The organism is Bacteroides sp. AF25-5LB (assembly GCF_003602965.1).
Lineage (GTDB): Bacteria > Bacteroidota > Bacteroidia > Bacteroidales > Bacteroidaceae > Bacteroides > Bacteroides uniformis.
The window spans coordinates 26,921-45,087 of record NZ_QTMC01000011.1; the positions used below are offsets into that span (position 1 = coordinate 26,921).

The window sequence follows — 18,167 nt, forward strand, 5'->3', positions numbered from 1 at the left end:
CTATTTAAAAGGAGGATATTCCGTCGTAAATAAGCTTTATCTTTAACACGTAATTACAAATAATATAAAATGTAGGTATGATACAGATAGTGCAATTACATGGTACGGATAAGAAGCTGTATGAGCTTGTAGCCCCTTTGGTTATGAGTCCGGAAGTACTGAAACAGAACTACAATTATCCTTTCAGGACAGCGGAAGAGTACGAGTGGTTTGTTGCTTTGGATAATAAACATGTTGTAGGTTTTGTGCCAGTGGAGCACAAGAAGTATGAATGTGTCATCAACAACTATTATATTAAGGAAAGGAATGTTGACACTCTGAAATTGCTTCTGGAAAAGGTACTTGAGAAGCAGGGCAAGGAGAGTAGCCTGACGGCTGTTAGCTTTGTCGAAGATAGGGATGTCTTCAGCGAGCTGGGCTTTTTGGAAGACAAGGTATGGACCCGTTATGTGAAAATGAAGAAAAACAAATAATTATGGCTGCACCCAAAAATGTGTATGAACTGGCGCAAGAACGTCTTGATGTGATTTTTAGGGAGTTTGACACGATATGCGTCTCTTTTTCGGGAGGGAAAGATAGTGGAGTGTTGCTGAATTTATGCATAGACTATATCCGCCGGAACCGGTTGAACCGTAAACTGTGTGTATTCCATATGGACTATGAAATACAGTACAGCATGACCATTGATTATGTGGACCGGGTATTGGAGGCGAATAAGGATATATTGGAGGTGTACCGTGTTTGCGTTCCTTTCCGTGTAACGACTTGTACGTCGATGTACCAGAGCTACTGGCGTCCGTGGCAGGAGGATTTGGAGGACATTTGGGTGAGGAAAATGCCGAAAGGCTGCCTCACTAAAGAGACGTTTCCTTTCTACACTCCCGAAATGTGGGATTATGAGTTCCAGATGCACTTTGCCAAATGGCTGCATGAGAAGAAGGACGGAGTGCGTGCCTGCTTTCTCATAGGCATCCGTACGCAAGAGAGTTTTAACCGCTGGCGCAGCATTCATCTGAACCGGAAGTATCAGATGTACCACAATTACCGCTGGACCTCGAAGATAGGCAATGACATTTTCAATGCTTATCCCATTTATGATTGGAAGACGACGGATATCTGGACAGCCAATGGTAAATTCGGCTTTGACTATAACCATTTGTATGACCTATATTATAAAGCCGGGGTCAATATCGAACGCCAGCGTGTGGCAAGCCCTTTTCTCTGTGAGGCACAAGAGAGCTTGAAGCTGTATCGCGTCATCGACCCGAATACTTGGGGAAGAATGATAGGGCGGGTCAACGGGGTGAACTTTACCGGTATTTATGGAGGGACGCGTGCTATGGGGTGGCAAACGGTCCGACTGCCCGAAGGGTATACGTGGAAGGGCTTTATGCAGTTCCTGCTTTCCACCTTGCCGGAAGAGACCCGGAGGAACTACTTGAAAAAGCTTACCGTTAGCATTGAATTTTGGCGTACAAAGGGGGGGTGTCTGGCTGACGAGACCATCCAGAAGCTGAGGGATGCAGGAGTGTCCATCGAAGTGATAAATACCACGAATTACAAGACGAACAAGAAACCGGTGCGCATGGACTATCTGGATGATATTGACATCGCGGAATTCCGGGAAATCCCCACTTATAAGCGGATGTGCATATGCATCCTGAAGAACGACCATGCCTGCAAGTACATGGGGTTTGCCTTGAACAAGGAAGAGGCATACAAAAGAGACAAGATAATGGAACAATTCAAAAATATGATGTTATGAGCGTAGATAAAAGTCCGGTATATAATGTAAAGGCAATTCCAATAGAGAAGATACAAGCAAACGATTACAATCCGAATGTAGTGGCACCGCCCGAAATGAAGCTTTTGGAGCTTTCCATTTGGGAAGATGGTTTCACCATGCCTTGTGTCTGTTACTATGATGAGGAAGCGGATAATTACATCCTGGTGGACGGCTACCACCGTTATCAGGTGTTGAAGACATCCAAGAGGATTTATCAGCGCGAAAACGGGTTGCTTCCCGTGGTAGTGATTGACAAGGAACTTTCCAACCGTATGGCATCCACTATCCGTCACAATCGTGCCCGTGGCACGCACAACATCGAGTTGATGTGCCATATTGTTGCGGAATTGGACAGAGCCGGCATGTCGGATGAATGGATAATGAAGAATATCGGAATGGATCGCGACGAAGTATTGCGTTTAAAGCAAATTTCGGGTTTGGCAGACTTATTTGCGAACAAGGACTTCAGCATTCCGGATAAGAAAGAAGAGTATATGTTGGATAAATAAATGAATGTTTCAGGGGTGGATTTTTTAATCTGCCTCTTTATATTCATTAATAAGTGAAATATTTCGTTGCAAACTTGCATAATTTAGTCAAATCGCCTACATTTGTCAGCATCAAAACAAACAGAATAGGTCTTATGTGCTTTAAGGCACTATAAAAAACATTACATGAAGAAAATTTTGGTTAGTGGTGGTGCTGGTTTTATAGGTTCTCACCTTTGTACCCGATTGATAAACGATGGGCATCAGGTGATTTGTCTGGATAATCTTTTCACCGGTTCGGAAGGAAATATCACTCATCTGAAGAGCAATCCCCGCTTTGAGTTTGTACTGCATGATGTGGAAACCCCTTATGATGCAGATGTGGACGAAATCTATAATCTTGCTTGTCCCGCTTCTCCCATCCACTACCAATATGACGCCATTAAAACTATCAAGACTTCTGTATTGGGCGCCATCAATATGCTGGAACTGGCCAAAAAGACGAATGCCAAGATATTGCAGGCCTCTACCAGCGAAGTGTACGGTGACCCCGTTATTCATCCCCAAGTGGAAAGTTATTGGGGAAATGTAAATCCAATCGGCCTCCGTTCTTGTTATGATGAAGGGAAGCGTTGTGCCGAGACATTGTTTATGGACTATCACCGCCAGAATGGAGTGCGGATCAAGATTATCCGTATATTCAATACGTACGGTCCTCGGATGCTGCCGAATGACGGACGGGTGGTTTCCAATTTCGTGGTTCAGGCATTGCAGAACCAGGATATTACGATATACGGTTCGGGCAATCAGACACGGAGTTTCCAGTATGTAGATGACTGTATAGAAGGTATGGTACGGATGATGAATACGGAGGACGATTTTATCGGTCCGGTAAACTTGGGAAATCCGAATGAATTCTCCATATTGGAACTGGCGGAAAAGGTCATCAGGTTGACGAATTCCAAATCGAAACTGATTTTCAAACCATTGCCTCATGATGATCCCAAACAGCGTCAGCCGGACATCACTCTGGCAAAGGAAAAGTTGGGCTGGGAACCGACTATAGAGTTGGAAGAGGGTTTACAGTATATAATAGAGTATTTTAAGGAATATCGTTCCTAACTAAATAGTGATTTTGATAACGGGAAAAACAATATAGAAAGATGAACATGGAAATAAATCCTTCCGAATACAAGATCCTCATCGTTGACGATGTGATGTCAAATGTTTTATTGTTGAAAGTGCTTTTGACAAACGAGAAATTCGCAATTGCTACTGCGAGTAACGGGCGGCAGGCATTGGAGCAGGTGGAAAAGGAAAATCCTGACTTGGTTTTGCTTGATGTAATGATGCCGGACATGAGTGGTTTTGAAGTAGCCCAACATTTAAAGTCAAATCCGCAGACTGCTGAAATTCCGATCATCTTTCTGACCGCACTGAATAGTACGGCAGATATTGTGAAAGGCTTTCAGGTAGGAGCGAATGACTTCATCTCTAAACCTTTCAATAAGGAGGAACTGATTATCCGTGTTACCCACCAAATATCTTTGGTAGCTGCCAAGCGGCTGATTTTGAGTAAGACGGAAGAACTGCAACGTACCATTGCCGGGCGTGACAAGCTCTATTCGGTGATTGCCCATGACCTGCGTTCTCCGATGGGATCCATCAAGATGGTGCTGAATATGCTGATATTGAACTTGCCATTTGAGAAAATAGGTGCTGAAATGTACGAGCTTCTGACGATGGCTAATCAGACAACGGAGGATGTGTTCTCATTGCTGGATAACTTGCTGAAATGGACAAAGAGTCAAATCGGTAAGTTGAATGTGGTTTATCAGGATGTGGATCTCGTCGAAGTGACAGACGGTGTCATTGAGATTTTTAGTATGGTGGCAAGTCTGAAAAAGATAAGAATCCGCGAGATGAAACCGGAGAGAATGATGGTTAACGCTGATATTGACATGCTGAAGACGGTAGTCCGCAACTTGTTGAGCAATGCCATCAAGTTCAGCAAGGAGAATTCCGAAATATTGGTGAAGATGGAGGAAGTGAATGGTATGGCAGTTGTTAGTGTTCAAGATCATGGCTGTGGCATCAGCGAGGAAGGGCAGAAGAAATTGTTGCATGCTGATACGCATTTCAGCACGTTCGGTACGAACAACGAAGAAGGCTCGGGACTGGGCTTGTTGCTGTGCAAGGATTTTGTCGTGAAGAATGGCGGTAAACTGTGGTTTACTTCCAAGGAGGGCGAAGGCTCCATATTCAGCTTCTCTATTCCGGTGAAGTAATGATAACGAAGAAAATAGAACGGATGGTCCGTTGAAGTAAAACAGACCATCCGTCAGACTCAAATAGACCGTCTGTTTCTTATGAACGGATGGTCTGTTTTTTTATCTCTTACACAGACTGCGGAAATCGCAATATTCACATTTCCGGGTATCCTCTGTTTGGCTGAATGTTTCTTCTTGGCTGAATATCTCCTGCAGGAGTCCGTGCAGCCGTTTGCGGAACTCGTCTTCGAAGAAAGCGAAGTTGTTGACCGGTACCTTGGGTTGTCGTGGCGCTCCCATTTCGATGATCGGGGAGTAGCTTTCGGAAGCTGCCCGGTGGATGTAGAGCAGGGAAGGGGCTACCTTCAGCGATTGCTTGCGGCAGAGGATGGCGGCGTACAAAAACGTCTGGAAAATATAGTTGGGACGGTTGTCGGCGGGAGTAAACAGTTGTTCTATATTTTCTGGAGTCTTGGGAGTACCGCCTGTCTTGTAGTCCACAATACGTAGCGTGTCTCCTTTGCTGTCCAGGCGGTCGATGGTACCGCCTATCTGTAAGGCAAGCTTTCCTTGCGGAGTATCTATTTCCATCGTTTCTCTGACGTCCTGTTCCATGCCCTCCATACGGAACGGGGCATATTGCAGGTCATTGCGCAGGAGCTGGCGCAGGTAAGAGGCGATGACTTTGGAATGGATGAGCTGCGTACCGTTATACTCCGGTTGCTCCGTAAGGGGCACATGGAAGAACTTTTCTTTGAAAGCATTGTCCACATAGGCTTGCAGGCGAACATCGTCTTTCAGTAATTGTTCCAGGTCATCTTTACGTATCTCCCGTCTGTTGGCTATCAGTTCGTTGTACACCAGTTCGGCAGAACGGTGGAAGATGGTGCCGAAGAGGGCGGAGTCTATCTCGGCGCTTACTTCATCGGGAGCTTTCAGGCCAGCTACGTATCGGTAGTAGAATTTCAGCCGGCAGTCCAGATAGGCATTGAGGGCAGAGGGGGAGAAGAACGCTTGGGGACGTCGGTGGATGTCGTAGGCATCGAACATCTGTTGCAACATCTCCGGTGTCTTGTGAATCTCAATTTCCCGGGCTTGCTGGGGGGATTGTCCGGCTTCAAGGTACTCAAGGGAGATGTTGTGTGGCGATTCTACCAGGAATTGCAGCATGAAGCGGGACATTTCCCCGCGGTTCAGTCCGTCCGAAGAGGTGTTATATAATAAGGTGACGTTTTCTGCCCGCTGGATGAGGCGGTAGAAGTAGTAGGCATAGACGGCATTTTTGTGCTCTATGGTGGTCATGCCGAAGGCTTTCCTTAGGTTGTAGGGGATGAAGGAGGACTCGCCTCCGGCTTTGGGCAATTGCCCTTCGTTGAGGGAGAGCATGATGAGATTGCGGAAGTCGAGGTTACGCGTTTCCAGCACACCCATTACTTGCATGCCGATGGCGGGCTCTCCGTGGAAGGGGATGTTGGCAGAGGTAAGCAGCCGGTTCAGCAGTCGCTTCAGCGTGTCTGTGTGCAGGCTACTCAGTTCCCCGGTCTCTATCAGATTGAGCAGGCGATTGACGAGAGTGTAACTTTTGAACAGAGACTCACGGTACAGCTGGTTGAAGATGTCTTCCACGTCTTTTTCCTGGCGGTAGAGGACGGCTACTTCGCGAAGCAGTTCGGTGAGGTAGCTGCATAGGGCGGCGATGCCGTTCTGTGGTGTAAAGACTTGTTCAAGGAATGCGTCCTGCTTCAGCTCCGAGGGAAGAGGATAGAAGCGATTGTCCTGCGTAAGCCGTCTTTCCAGTACTTCGGCATGGGAGGAAAGCTGCCGGGTATAAGGATGTTTCAGCAGGGTGAGTACGGTCTCGTAAGTATATCGTCCGGTACCTGTGTGGTAGCCGGTAGTCTGTAGTTCTACAAGGGCGTTGATGAAGCTGTATACCGGAGTTTGGGCAAGGGGGAATCCCATTGTGATGTTGACGTTCTTTACCTCTGCCGGAATGGAGTGGAGGACGGGAAGCAGTAGGGATTCGTTGCAGAGGACGACGGCAGTATCCTTTAATGAAGATTCTTCATTTCTCTGTTTTTCGTTCTCCCTAATCCATTGAGGCAAGTAACGGGCTTGTGCATTTTCCGTAGAAGCGGAGATAAAACGTACATTCTTGGGTTTCCGCAGTACATCAAAGGATTTTTCGGGGAGCTGGTTGGGGAACAGCTTTAGGTTGCGGAGGATGAATTCGCCTGCTTCGTGGGTATAGGGTGGTTTTTGTTCGCGTGGGAGGCGGGTGTAGAATACGTCATAGTCCCAATAGAACATCGCTTTTCCGGCATTCTGCAAGAGCTGAAAGAAACGGGTTTCTACTCTATTCAGCACGTTGAAGCCGACAAATACATAGCGGTCGTAGCGTAGTCGGTCGGTGTTGAGTTGCTCCATGACATTGCGGTACATCATGCCTTCGTAGGCGATGCCAAGTTCCGTGAGGTTTCGGCGGTAGTGGCGGTAGATGTCGCCCAACTTATCCCAGAGGGAGATGAATTTTGCTTTCAGCTCCGTGCGCTTTTCTATGGAGAAATTTTGGAAGAATTGGCGGATGGCTTCTTCCTGCTCTTGGTCAAGGAAGTCGTAGCCGTCCATGATGTTCTTCAGTTCCTGCAGATTGCTGAAGAGCTTGTCGGCATCTACGAGGTTTTTGTCCACGTCGTCGAAGTCGCTGATGAGCAGTTCTCCCCAGAAGTAGAAGTCATCCAGAGTCTCTTCACTGTGGGTCTCTTCGCGGAACACCTTATACAGTTCGCATACCAGGCGGATGGGGTCACCGGACTTTAGTGGCGAGAGTTGCCGGAATAGTTCGCTGATGCTGACGTAGGCGGGCGACCACAAGGGGCGGTCCGTTTCGGCTGCCAGGTATTCGTTGAAGAACAGACTGGCACGTTTGTTGGGGAAAACGATGGCGGTGCGCGAGAGGTCGTTTCCTATTTTGGCGTAAAGGTCGTGGGCGACCAGTTGGAGAAATGTTTTCATAATTCAGTTGATAATTGATAGTTGATAGTGGATGGAGAGTGAGTTTATACCGGTTCTATGTTGTTCTCCTCTACATACCACAAGTAGCCCCGTATATTTTCTGCGGCATACCCCATGCGGACCAGCAGTTGCATGTATCTCTGTACTTGCTTGTTGTACTTCTTATTCGGCTTTCCGAACTTGAAGTCTACCACTACGATTTCTTCACCACGCATCATCACACGGTCCGGGCGGCGTGTCCGCAGTTCGCCGTTTTCCTGCCAGATGATGTCGCATTCATTGAACAGCCGCCACGTCCCCGAATACCAGTCCTTGACTTGGGGCAGGGAGAAGGCGCGTTCGGTGAGGTCGCGTATTTCTTCTTCCGTCTCACTTCGTCCAATTATTCCTTCAAAGACGAGCTGGCTGATGGCATTGTCAATATCTTCTTCGGTTTCGATAGCAGAGAATAAGGTATGCAGCAAACGTCCCCGGTTGATGAAACGCTGGCTGGATTCTGCTTCGTCCACTCCTGCTATGAAGTCTGCCGAACGGTTGGATTGCCGGAACTCGATGTCGTGGAGCATACTCTCCATGTGGACGGGCAGTTTGACCGGCTTTTGCGAAAGTCTGTTGACCGGTTGCTGTTCATAAACCTCAGGTTTACGTTCGCAGTATAGAGGTTTCTGTTCGTAGCATAGAGGTTTGGCTTCGTCATCAGTAGGGTTGTCTGCGTCATGCTGTGAGACGAGGATGGAGGAGAGACAAATCTTGCCGTTCTCGTATATGGCAGCTTCTTCGTCCCAACTGCCTGCTCCGTCTTTGGCTATGCGGGGCAAGGTGTTGGCAAGGAGTTCGGACATGGTTCCCTTCTGTTCCTTCCGGCTCCAGAGGATGAGGTTCTTGCCGGCACGGGTAAAGGCTACGTACAGCAGATTCAGATTGTCCACCCATAGCTGAAGCCGTTCGTGCAGATAGTCCTGCCGGTATATGGATTCCGCCATGGTGGTGGAATAGTTCACCGGCACTAAGCTGATGGCATTATAGGGCTCTTCCGGTGGGATGCACCACACCAGCTGGTTGTTGGTTTCGTTCTCCAGCTTCCAGTCGCAGAAGGGAATCAGTACGGTATGGAATTCCAGTCCTTTGGACTTGTGGATGGAGAGGATACGTATACCGTCCATCTCACCGCTGGGGATGGTCTTGCTGCAAAGGGTTTCGTCCCAGTAGCGGATGAAGCTGTCCAGCTCGGAAGAATTGCTTTGCAGATACTCCGTCACAGCATCGAAAAAGGAGAAGAGGTAGGCATCCTGCTTTTCAATGCAGCTCATGGTGAAGATGCTGAACAGTTCTTCCAGTAACTCATACAAAGGCATCAGGCGCAGCGTTTCCCGTCGGGAGGTAAAGGCTTCGGGAAGGGGAGTGGCTGTTGTGAATTCCGGTTGCTCGTCATTTGTCATTTGTAATTTGTAATTCTCCATCAGTGCAGCCTCCGCAATCTTGTTCTCCGGATTCGACAGGCAGCGCAGGGCATCCATCAGCATGCAGATGGCAAGGGAGGCATCCAGACGGAAAGCTTCGTCGGACACGACAGAGAGATGCAGCTCTTTGTCGAAATAGTCGGCTATCGGTGGGATATTCTTGTTCTTGCGGACAAGGATAGTGATGTCATTCAGTGTTACGCCCTCTTCCAGCAGCCGCTGTACTTCTTCTCCTAAGGCGAGAAGGGTCTGCTCTGTATAGTTGTGTTCATCGTCCGGTTCAAGGAAGGCAGCTTTTACGTAGCCGTACTCCGTGTTCTTGGGCGATTCCTGCACTACGTCGGCATAAGCGCGTTTCAGGGGTAGGCAATCCTCTTTCAGTTCGTTCAGGTGTAGCGCATTGAGGTAGTCTATGGCAGCGGTAAATACTTGGTTGTTGAAACGGATAATGTTGGTTTCGCTACGTCGGTTTGTTTTTAGGGTTTCCACACGGACGGGGAAGTTGTTTAATGGAGAACTTGATTCTCTATTCTCCATTTTCAATTCTTCATTGCCTAAACTATTCAGTATTCCCCAGTCCCCGTTCCGCCAGCGGTAGATGGACTGCTTCACATCTCCCACAATCAGACTGTCGGCTCCTTGCGAAAGTCCTTCGAGCAGCAGCAGGCGGAAGTTGTCCCATTGCATGCGGCTGGTGTCCTGGAACTCGTCAATCATGACGTTGCGTATGTTGGCGCCGATTTTCTCGAAGACGAACGAAGAGTCACCCTCGCGCACCAGTTTGTGCAGTAGGGCGTTGGTATCCGAGAGCAGAAAGCGGTTGTGCTCCCGGTTTAGCGTGCGTACCTCTTCGTCGATATGATTGAGAAGTTGCAGTTTGTTGAGGTGCTGGAGCGAGAGGCGGCAACTGTTTAGGGTACGGTTGCGTTGCGGACGCATTCTTTCGGCTTCCTGCAGTAGAGGCATCAGACTGGTTTCTGCCAGACGGATGATGTCGTCCTTTCGTGAGGATGTTTTCGTTGCCCAGTTTTTTGCATCTGTCAGGCTGTTTTGCAGGGTGGCGTTCAGCACATCCTTGTCAGAAAGTCTGCCATCGCGCAGCTTGCGGAAGTAACTGCCGATACCTCGGGCACCTCCTTTCAAGTCTTCGGGAGTAAGGGCATGCCCTTCCAGTTCGCCCTCAAACTGGTCGTAGAAGCTTTTCATCTGTTCCAGAGCCTCGGTTTCCATATCGCGCAGCACATCCCGGTAGAGTTTCAGCGTATTCGGAGTACGCAGGCATTGCCGTAGTTTTTCACCGCGTTCTATGTAGCTTTCATCGAAGATATTTCGTCCGAAACTTTTCACCTCGTTCGATACGTTCCAGCGTTTGTCGTCGCGGATACGCTCGTCGATGTAGTCCAGTAGCCACGCCAGCACGGGAGAAGTGGGGGTAAGTTTTTCGATGAGGCTGTCTACGGCATCACTCAGCACTTCACTGTTGTTCAGCTCTATGCTTAGGTTAGGACTCAGTTCCAGTTCGCGGGCAAGGTTGCGCATCACGGATTGGAAGAAGGAGTCGATGGTTTCCACTCGGAAACGGCTGTAGTCGTGCAGCATGTATTGCAGTGCCATGCCGGCCCGTTGGCGGATGTCTTCGTCCGTCAACAGCCGATTGTTTCCGTTTCCCGCCTTTTCATCTTTTATCCTTAACCCTTCATCCTTAATCCTTTCCAAATACGCTTTCGATGCGGGTTCTCCCTTCCAGATGCCGTAAAGCTGTGTCAGTATGCGCTCCTTCATCTCTGCCGTGGCCTTGTTAGTGAAGGTTACGGCAAGTATCTGCCGGTAGGCGCGTGGATTGATTATCAAATGCTTGATGTATTCCACAGCCAGCGTAAAGGTCTTGCCGGAGCCGGCGGAGGCTTTGTATACTAATAATTCCATGTAAGTTGCTGCATTGAGTATATATCTGCAAACGTACATAAAAATAATGAAAAAATGAATGCTTCCCTGCTTTCTCTTAATAGAAATAAGTGGGGAAGCATCCGTTATCAAGAGGCTATACGTATGGTCTATACTACATTACCGGTGTCTGGAATAGGAATACAAATCCCTTGCTGTCTTTCAAATCTTTTACGGCATCTCCTGCATAGATTTCTCCGTTCGTCAGCGAAAGCTTCTTGATGCTTGCATTCGGACTGAAATCAATTTTATTCAGGTCGAGCCAGAACAAGTTGGGAGTCATGGTAGATTCAAAATAATATACTTTGTTTTTCTGGTCGGATACAGAACGCCAACGGGTGGAGGAGATATGAGGCTTGTCCGGTGTGGTGATACCGAACGGTACAGAAACATTGCGCATTACGCTCAATACACTGGGTACGGCAATCTTTGCATCTGCTGTTTGCGGAATGGCATTGATGTAGAATGATGCGCGTACAAAGCGGTCGCTGGAGCGGTTGGTTCCCGGTAACATATTCAGTCCGCCTACCTCTTTCCAATAGTCGTTGATACCCAGCTGGAGTTCATATTTGGGAGAGTTGGTCATTACTTGATATTGCTTTCCTTCATGTATCTCAAGGTTTCCGTCTATGTATTCCAAGACAGCCGTGTTTCCGGTTTCATCAGTGATGGCCAGATGCAGGGTGGAAGCGGCACCGTTGGGCAGGTCCGGTGCATCAATGCGGAAGGATTCTTTTTTCAGTTCATCTACAGCTTCGCGTACGGTTGCAAAATTGTCGAGTACGTATTGCGTCCAGATACTGATGCCCATAATCGGGCGGTTGTCTCCCGGTCGATGGTAAACGGACTCTGGAAGGAAGAGCAGGCTGGCAACCAGACCTTTCTCGTTCATACCGTCGCAGGTTCCTATGTCATAACCGGTGGCAATGACACTGCCGTACCTGGAAGTCCAGTTCACCGTATTTCCTTTGTTGTAACCTGCCCTCTGCATGCCTCGTGGGAATACATAGATGTTACTCATAAGGTCTTCTTTCCAGTCCATCGTACGTCCCGTAATGACTGTATTGTCAGGACCGATGTAGGTGGCGCGGGTACACGCTTCTGTTTGTTGTACACTCATGGCGGCTATGGCAGCCAGTGCAACAGCTATTGTCTTTATTGGTTTATTCATCTCGCTTTTGTTTTTATGATTAATACTCTGTTTCATAGAGTAACAAAAGGAGAGGAGTATAGTTTGAGGAAAAGAGGTGAAATTCCTTACTCGTCTTTTTCTTTCAGCAATTCTTCCATTTTCAGTACTTCGTCACGGTACTGGGCGGCTTCGATAAAGTCGAGCTTCTTGGCGGCTTCCTGCATAAGCTTCTTGGTACGTTCGATACTCTTTTCCAGTTGCTTGCGGCTCATGTACTGCACTATCGGGTCGGCAGCCAGCGTAGATGTACTTTCTTGTTCCACATAGGGACGGGGGGCACTGGAAGTGAACTTCTCGCCGCTGAGGACGGCTTCGCCGGCAGCCTCGTTGGTGGCAAACACATTGAGGTTCTTCGCTTTCTTGATTTGCTGGGGCGTGATGCCGTGCTCTTCGTTGTACTTCAACTGTTTCTCGCGACGGCGGTTGGTTTCGTCGATGGTCAGTTGCATGCTGTCCGTTATCTTGTCGGCATACATGATGACCATGCCGTTCACGTTACGGGCGGCACGCCCGGCAGTCTGTGTCAGTGAGCGATGGGAACGGAGGAAACCTTCCTTGTCTGCATCGAGGATGGCAACGAGAGAGACTTCGGGCAGGTCGAGGCCTTCACGCAGCAGATTGACGCCGACAAGTACATCGTAAACGCCTTCGCGCAAGTCACCCATAATCTTTACACGCTCCAAAGTATCTACGTCGCTGTGGATGTAATTACACTTCACGTTGTTGTTCAGCAGATATTCCGTCAGTTCTTCCGCCATTCGTTTGGTGAGGGTGGTGACGAGGGTACGCTCGTTCTTCTCGATGCGCAGCTGTATCTCTTCCATTAGGTCATCTATCTGGTTGTGGCTGGGACGTACCTGGATGATAGGGTCCAAGAGTCCGGTCGGGCGGATGACCTGCTCTACTACGATGCCTTCGGATTTCATCAGCTCGTAATCTGCCGGTGTGGCGCTGACATAAATCACTTGCTTGGCCATCTCCTCGAATTCATCGAACTTCAGCGGGCGGTTATCCATGGCAGCCGGCAAGCGGAACCCGTACTCCACCAGGTTTATCTTGCGGGCACGGTCACCTCCATACATGGCACGTATCTGCGGAACGCTGACATGGCTTTCGTCAATGACTATCAGGAAATCTTCGGGGAAGAAGTCCAGCAGGCAGTAGGGGCGGGTACCGGCAGCACGTCCGTCAAAGTAGCGCGAATAATTCTCAATGCCGGAGCAATGCCCCAATTCGCGTATCATTTCCATATCGTAGGTCACCCGTTCCTGCAAGCGTTTGGCTTCGAATGGGCGGCCTTCGTTTTCAAACCATTGTACCTGCTTGTGAAGGTCGTCCTCTATTTCGTGGATGGCACGTAATGTGGCTTCTTTGGTGGTCATGAAGAGGTTGGCGGGATAAATCTTATAAGCGTCGAACTTGGCAACAGTTACGCCGCTCAGAGGGTCTACCTCTTCAATGCTATCCACCTCGTCTCCCCAAAAGGTGACGCGCAGCAGGTTGTCGGCGTAAGCCAGATAAATGTCCACCGTATCGCCTTTCACGCGGAAGTTGCCACGGTTCAGGTCAATGTCGTTGCGTACATAAAGACTGTCCACCAAGCGTCGCAGGAAGACATTGCGACTGAAATTCTTGCCTTGCTGCACTTCGATGACGTTGTTATAGAAGTCTGCCGGGTTCCCCATGCCGTAGATGCACGAAACGGAGGATACCACCACTACGTCTTTTCTGCCCGAAAGCAGGGCCGAGGTGGCGGCAAGGCGCAACTTGTCTATCTCGTCGTTGATGGCAAGGTCTTTTTCTATATAAGTGTCCGAAGAGGGCAGATAGGCTTCGGGCTGGTAATAGTCGTAGTAGGACACATAGTATTCCACAGCATTGTTCGGGAAGAATCCTTTGAACTCGCTGTACAACTGGGCGGCCAGCGTCTTGTTGTGGCTCAATATCAGCGTTGGTTTGTTGATGTTGGCAATGACGTTGGCTATGGTGAATGTCTTTCCGGACCCGGTGACACCAAGTAATGTCTGTGCGGGAAGCCCCTCGCGCACGCCTTCGGTCAGCTGTGCGATGGCCTCCGGTTGGTCACCGGTGGGCTGGTAAGCGGATGTCAGTTCGAATTTGTTCATTTTCTCTTCTTAGAAGCGGCAATATTCGGTAAAATCTTTGAGATAAACAAAATTTTTTTGTTTACTTTGCAGCTATATTGATAATAACCATTAATAATTGTAATACAACGAAAAACATGATTTGGAATGAAAGCATCGAATGCATGGACCGCGAAAGCCTTCGTAAAATCCAGAGCATTCGTCTCAAAAAGACTGTGGAACGTGTGTATCATGACACTCCTTTTTACCGTAAGAAAATGCAGGAACTGGGAATTACTCCCGATGACATAAACAGTATAGATGATATTGTAAAACTGCCTTTTACCACCAAGTATGACTTGCGGGACAATTATCCCTTTGGCCTCTGTGCCGTACCTATGAGCCAGATTGTGCGTATTCATGCCTCTTCCGGCACTACTGGAAAGCCCACTGTAGTAGGCTATACCCGGAAAGACCTTTCAGTATGGTCCGAATGCCTTTCACGGGCCTTTACCGCCTATGGTGCCGGTAGTTCGGATATTTTCCAGGTGTCCTACGGTTACGGACTTTTCACCGGCGGACTGGGTGCGCATGCCGGTGCCGAGAATATCGGAGCTTCTGTCATCCCGATGTCCAGCGGTAATACAGAGAAGCAGATTACACTGATGCATGATTTCGGTTCTACCGTGCTTTGCTGCACACCCTCATACGCCCTCTATCTGGCAGATGCCATCAAGGACTCCGGCCTTCCCCGAGAAGATTTCAAGTTGAAAATAGGAGCCTTTGGCGCCGAGCCATGGACCGAAAATATGCGTCGGGATATTGAAATAAAGCTGGGAATCAAGGCTTTTGATATTTATGGACTTAGCGAGATTGCCGGTCCCGGTGTAGGTTACGAGTGCGAGTGCCAGCACGGCACTCACCTCAACGAAGACCATTATTTCCCCGAGATTGTAGATCCGAAGACCCTCGAGCCGGTTGCTCCTGGCCAGACCGGCGAATTGGTGTTCACTCACCTTACCAAAGAGGGTATGCCGCTGTTGCGCTATCGTACCAAGGACCTCACGGCCTTGCACTACGATAAGTGCTCCTGTGGACGCACACTGGTCCGTATGGACCGCATTTTGGGACGTAGCGATGACATGCTGATTATCCGTGGTGTCAATGTATTCCCCACCCAGATCGAGTCTGTCATTCTCGAAATGCCGGAGTTCGAACCTCACTACCTCTTACTGGTAGATCGCAAGAACAATACCGATACCATGGAGTTGCAGGTTGAAGTTCGTCCCGAATACTATTCCGACGAAATCAACAAGATGCTGGCTTTGAAGAAGAAGCTCGTAGCCCGCCTGCAGAGCGTACTCGGTCTCGGTGTAGATGTCCGTCTGGTAGAACCACGCAGTATTGAGCGCAGCGTAGGCAAAGCCAAGCGCGTCATCGACAACCGCAAATTGTAATTGCCAAATTGTAAATTGTAAATTGTCAAATAGTAAATGAACCTATGGTAGCAAAACAACTTTCCATTTTTCTGGAGAACAAGTCCGGCCGCCTCACAGAGGTGACTGAAGTTCTTGCAAAAGAAGGTGTCAACCTTTCTGCTCTATGTATTGCAGAGAATGCCGATTTCGGTATCCTTCGTGGTATTGTTTCTGAACCGGATAAAGCATATAAAGCTTTGAAAGATAATCACTTCGCTGTGAATGTAACGGATGTGGTAGGCATCAGTTGTCCCAATATTCCCGGCTCATTGGCGAAAGTGCTCCGCTTCCTCTCCGATGAAGGTGTCTTCATCGAGTACATGTATTCCTTTGCCAACGGTGAAACGGCCAATGTCATCATCCGTCCTAACGACATGGATAACTGCATCCGTGTATTGACAGAAAAAAAGGTTGATTTGCTGGCGGCAAGCGATTTGTATAAGCTGTAAAATGTAAAAATAGTGATTAGCGATTAGTGGTTGGTGGTTGCGCTATTACTCCGCATGGCACTAATCGCTAATCCCTAATTCCTAACCATTAATCCTTATTTCCTGCCCGTTCGTCTGGTTTTTGAAAAATTAAGGCTCGTATCGTTGCTTTATTCGATGCGAACCCCTATCTTTGCGCATTATTTGAACAAAAGTAATGAAGAAGAATATCCTAATAACTCTGCTTGCAGCATTGCTGCTCTCCTCGTGTGGAGAATACAACAAATTGCTGAAAAGCACAGATTACGAATACAAGTACGAAGCGGCAAAAAATTACTTCGCAAAAGGTCAGTATAACCGTGCTGCCACTTTGCTCAACGAATTGATTGCTATTCTCAAAGGTACTGATAAGGCAGAGGAATCCCTCTATATGCTGGGCATGAGTTACTATAACCAGAAGGATTATCAGACTGCTGCGCAGACTTTCATTCAATACTACAACGTTTATCCCCGTGGTACATTCACAGAACTGGCACGTTTCCACGCCGGTAAAGCTTTGTATCTGGATACTCCGGAGCCGCGTTTGGACCAATCCGGCACGTATAGCGCCATCCAGCAGTTGCAGATGTTTATGGAATACTTCCCGCAAAGTTCCAAGAAAGAGGAGGCGCAGAACATGATATTTGCCTTGCAGGACAAGCTGGTGATGAAGGAGTATCTGTCTGCAAAACTTTATTATAATATGGGTAATTATCTGGGTAACAACTATCAGGCTTGCGTTATCACTGCGCAGAATGCTTTGAAGGATTATCCCTATACCAACCTGCGTGAAGATTTATCCATTCTTATCTTGCGTGCCAAGTATGAGTTGGCTGTATACAGTGTGGAAGACAAAAGGGCAGAACGTTACCGCGAAGCTGTGGATGAATGTTATGCCTTTAAAAATGAGTTCCCCGAAAGTAAGTATATGAAGGAAGTCGACCGAATCTTTAAGGAAGCACAGAAAATGCTGGGAGAAGGAAGTGAAGAGCAATAATATAATAATACAATAGATAAATTTATGGATTACAGAAAGACAAATGCTCCTACTACTACGGTGACCCGTGATATGATGGAGTTGTGTGAGGATACCGGTAATGTATACGAAAGCGTAGCGATTATCGGAAAACGTGCCAACCAGATTAGTGTGGAAATCAAGAATGACCTTTCCAAAAAGCTTGCTGAGTTTGCCTCTTACAATGATAATTTGGAAGAAGTGTTCGAAAACCGGGAACAGATTGAGATTTCCCGCTATTACGAAAAACTGCCGAAGCCGACATTGATTGCAACACAAGAGTATGTGGAGGGTAAGATTTACTATCGTAACCCGGCTAAGGAAAAAGAAAAATTACAGTAATGATACAACGTATTCAATCTGTTTATTTGTTGTTGGTAACTATCCTGTTGGTTGTGGCAATTTGCATGCCTGTAGGACAGTTCATCGGAGCGGACGGAGTGACGGCGCATGTTTTCAAACCTCTGGGAGTGGCTTTGGCCGACGGAGGATTTCAGTCTACTTGGGGCTTGTTCGGGATATTGTTGCTCAGTGCACTTGTTGCCTTCTGTACGATATTCCTTTTCCGTAACCGTATGTTGCAAATACGCATGACGATTTTCAGCAGCATTCTGCTGATAGGCTACTACATAGCCTTCTGTGTATTTATGTTTATTTTGAAGGGTGATTTGGATGCAATGACTTTCCAGTTAGGATGGGCGCTTTGCCTTCCGGTGGTAGCCATCATCCTTAACTATCTGGCCTTCCGTGCCATCTACAAAGATGAGGTGATGGTGAAGGCGGCAGACCGTTTAAGAAGATAAGAAGGTTTATCTACTTGATAATAACAAAAGGCAGACCACGTATTTCATTCGGAATACGTGGTCTGCCTTTTTTATCGTTTCCGCTTGAGGTTAAGCCGTTCCATTATACTGTTCCCATTAGAGGAAATTGTCGTTCCTACGTGTGGAAACGGGTGTCTCCTATAA

General features: G+C 47.9%; 14 protein-coding genes. 10 read left to right on the plus strand and 4 right to left on the minus strand.

Annotated elements, in window-relative coordinates; genetic code table 11:
• The first annotated feature begins 77 nt into the window (after positions 1-77).
• The 5 genes from DWY57_RS12870 (at position 78) to DWY57_RS12890 (ending at position 4,562) form a co-directional block, all read left to right on the plus strand.
• The gene (locus tag DWY57_RS12870; RefSeq protein ID WP_117599489.1) at positions 78-473 is read left to right on the plus strand and encodes a hypothetical protein; all 396 of its coding nucleotides are present in this window, start codon (positions 78-80) and stop codon (positions 471-473) included.
• A gap of 2 nt (positions 474-475) precedes the next feature.
• On the plus strand, positions 476-1,765 hold the full coding sequence (locus DWY57_RS12875) for a DUF3440 domain-containing protein (RefSeq protein WP_087332529.1): 1,290 nt from the start codon (positions 476-478) through the stop codon (positions 1,763-1,765).
• The gene (locus DWY57_RS12880) at positions 1,762-2,295 is read left to right on the plus strand and encodes a ParB/RepB/Spo0J family partition protein (protein ID WP_117599490.1); all 534 of its coding nucleotides are present in this window, start codon (positions 1,762-1,764) and stop codon (positions 2,293-2,295) included. The genes DWY57_RS12875 and DWY57_RS12880 overlap by 4 nt, the downstream gene beginning before the upstream one ends.
• 165 nt (positions 2,296-2,460) lie before the next feature.
• On the plus strand, positions 2,461-3,396 hold the full coding sequence (locus DWY57_RS12885; protein ID WP_117964401.1) for a UDP-glucuronic acid decarboxylase family protein: 936 nt from the start codon (positions 2,461-2,463) through the stop codon (positions 3,394-3,396).
• Between the two features lie 41 nt (positions 3,397-3,437).
• The gene (locus DWY57_RS12890) at positions 3,438-4,562 is read left to right on the plus strand and encodes a response regulator (protein WP_117599492.1); all 1,125 of its coding nucleotides are present in this window, start codon (positions 3,438-3,440) and stop codon (positions 4,560-4,562) included.
• A gap of 102 nt (positions 4,563-4,664) precedes the next feature.
• Here DWY57_RS12890 and DWY57_RS12895 read toward each other — a convergent pair whose 3' ends face one another.
• From DWY57_RS12895 to uvrB, 4 genes are all read right to left on the minus strand, one after another.
• Positions 4,665-7,559, minus strand: a complete 2,895-nt coding sequence (locus DWY57_RS12895; protein WP_119961886.1) for a PD-(D/E)XK nuclease family protein — start codon at positions 7,557-7,559, stop codon at positions 4,665-4,667.
• Positions 7,560-7,603: 44 nt separating this feature from the next.
• Positions 7,604-10,984 carry a UvrD-helicase domain-containing protein gene (locus DWY57_RS12900; protein ID WP_342993855.1) on the minus strand — a complete coding sequence of 1,127 codons (3,381 nt, stop codon included), beginning with the start codon at positions 10,982-10,984 and terminating at the stop codon, positions 7,604-7,606.
• Positions 10,985-11,078: 94 nt separating this feature from the next.
• Positions 11,079-12,134 carry a linear amide C-N hydrolase gene (locus tag DWY57_RS12905; protein WP_117599726.1) on the minus strand — a complete coding sequence of 352 codons (1,056 nt, stop codon included), beginning with the start codon at positions 12,132-12,134 and terminating at the stop codon, positions 11,079-11,081.
• Positions 12,135-12,220: 86 nt separating this feature from the next.
• Positions 12,221-14,281, minus strand: coding sequence for an excinuclease ABC subunit UvrB (gene uvrB / locus DWY57_RS12910; protein ID WP_117964397.1), 2,061 nt, complete (start codon positions 14,279-14,281; stop codon positions 12,221-12,223).
• A gap of 116 nt (positions 14,282-14,397) precedes the next feature.
• Here uvrB and DWY57_RS12920 point away from each other — a divergent pair, with 116 nt between their 5' ends.
• The 5 genes from DWY57_RS12920 (at position 14,398) to DWY57_RS12940 (ending at position 18,002) form a co-directional block, all read left to right on the plus strand.
• Entirely contained in the window at positions 14,398-15,696 is a 1,299-nt protein-coding gene (locus DWY57_RS12920) for a phenylacetate--CoA ligase (RefSeq protein WP_117599496.1), read from the plus strand.
• Between the two features lie 44 nt (positions 15,697-15,740).
• On the plus strand, positions 15,741-16,166 hold the full coding sequence (locus DWY57_RS12925; protein ID WP_057098070.1) for an amino acid-binding protein: 426 nt from the start codon (positions 15,741-15,743) through the stop codon (positions 16,164-16,166).
• A gap of 196 nt (positions 16,167-16,362) precedes the next feature.
• Positions 16,363-17,181 (plus strand): outer membrane protein assembly factor BamD, encoded by an 819-nt coding sequence (gene bamD, locus DWY57_RS12930; protein ID WP_009038614.1) that lies wholly within the window; start codon positions 16,363-16,365, stop codon positions 17,179-17,181.
• Between the two features lie 24 nt (positions 17,182-17,205).
• Complete coding sequence (locus tag DWY57_RS12935) at positions 17,206-17,541, plus strand: DNA-directed RNA polymerase subunit omega (RefSeq protein ID WP_005825356.1); 336 nt, start codon at positions 17,206-17,208, stop codon at positions 17,539-17,541.
• Complete coding sequence (locus DWY57_RS12940; RefSeq protein WP_005825355.1) at positions 17,541-18,002, plus strand: DUF4293 domain-containing protein; 462 nt, start codon at positions 17,541-17,543, stop codon at positions 18,000-18,002. Before DWY57_RS12935 ends, DWY57_RS12940 begins: the two co-directional genes overlap by 1 nt.
• Positions 18,003-18,167: the final 165 nt, after the last annotated feature.

Coding starts and splice junctions, on each gene's coding strand:
- DWY57_RS12940 (WP_005825355.1), top strand. CDS start 17,541: ATGATACAACGTATTCAATCTGTTTATTTGTTGTTGGTAACTATCCTG.
- DWY57_RS12870 (WP_117599489.1), top strand. CDS start 78: ATGATACAGATAGTGCAATTACATGGTACGGATAAGAAGCTGTATGAG.
- DWY57_RS12935 (WP_005825356.1), top strand. CDS start 17,206: ATGGATTACAGAAAGACAAATGCTCCTACTACTACGGTGACCCGTGAT.
- DWY57_RS12880 (WP_117599490.1), top strand. CDS start 1,762: ATGAGCGTAGATAAAAGTCCGGTATATAATGTAAAGGCAATTCCAATA.
- DWY57_RS12905 (WP_117599726.1), bottom strand. CDS start 12,134: ATGAATAAACCAATAAAGACAATAGCTGTTGCACTGGCTGCCATAGCC.
- DWY57_RS12925 (WP_057098070.1), top strand. CDS start 15,741: ATGGTAGCAAAACAACTTTCCATTTTTCTGGAGAACAAGTCCGGCCGC.
- bamD (WP_009038614.1), top strand. CDS start 16,363: ATGAAGAAGAATATCCTAATAACTCTGCTTGCAGCATTGCTGCTCTCC.
- DWY57_RS12885 (WP_117964401.1), top strand. CDS start 2,461: ATGAAGAAAATTTTGGTTAGTGGTGGTGCTGGTTTTATAGGTTCTCAC.
- DWY57_RS12875 (WP_087332529.1), top strand. CDS start 476: ATGGCTGCACCCAAAAATGTGTATGAACTGGCGCAAGAACGTCTTGAT.
- uvrB (WP_117964397.1), bottom strand. CDS start 14,281: ATGAACAAATTCGAACTGACATCCGCTTACCAGCCCACCGGTGACCAA.
- DWY57_RS12900 (WP_342993855.1), bottom strand. CDS start 10,984: ATGTACGTTTGCAGATATATACTCAATGCAGCAACTTACATGGAATTA.
- DWY57_RS12890 (WP_117599492.1), top strand. CDS start 3,438: ATGAACATGGAAATAAATCCTTCCGAATACAAGATCCTCATCGTTGAC.
- DWY57_RS12895 (WP_119961886.1), bottom strand. CDS start 7,559: ATGAAAACATTTCTCCAACTGGTCGCCCACGACCTTTACGCCAAAATA.
- DWY57_RS12920 (WP_117599496.1), top strand. CDS start 14,398: ATGATTTGGAATGAAAGCATCGAATGCATGGACCGCGAAAGCCTTCGT.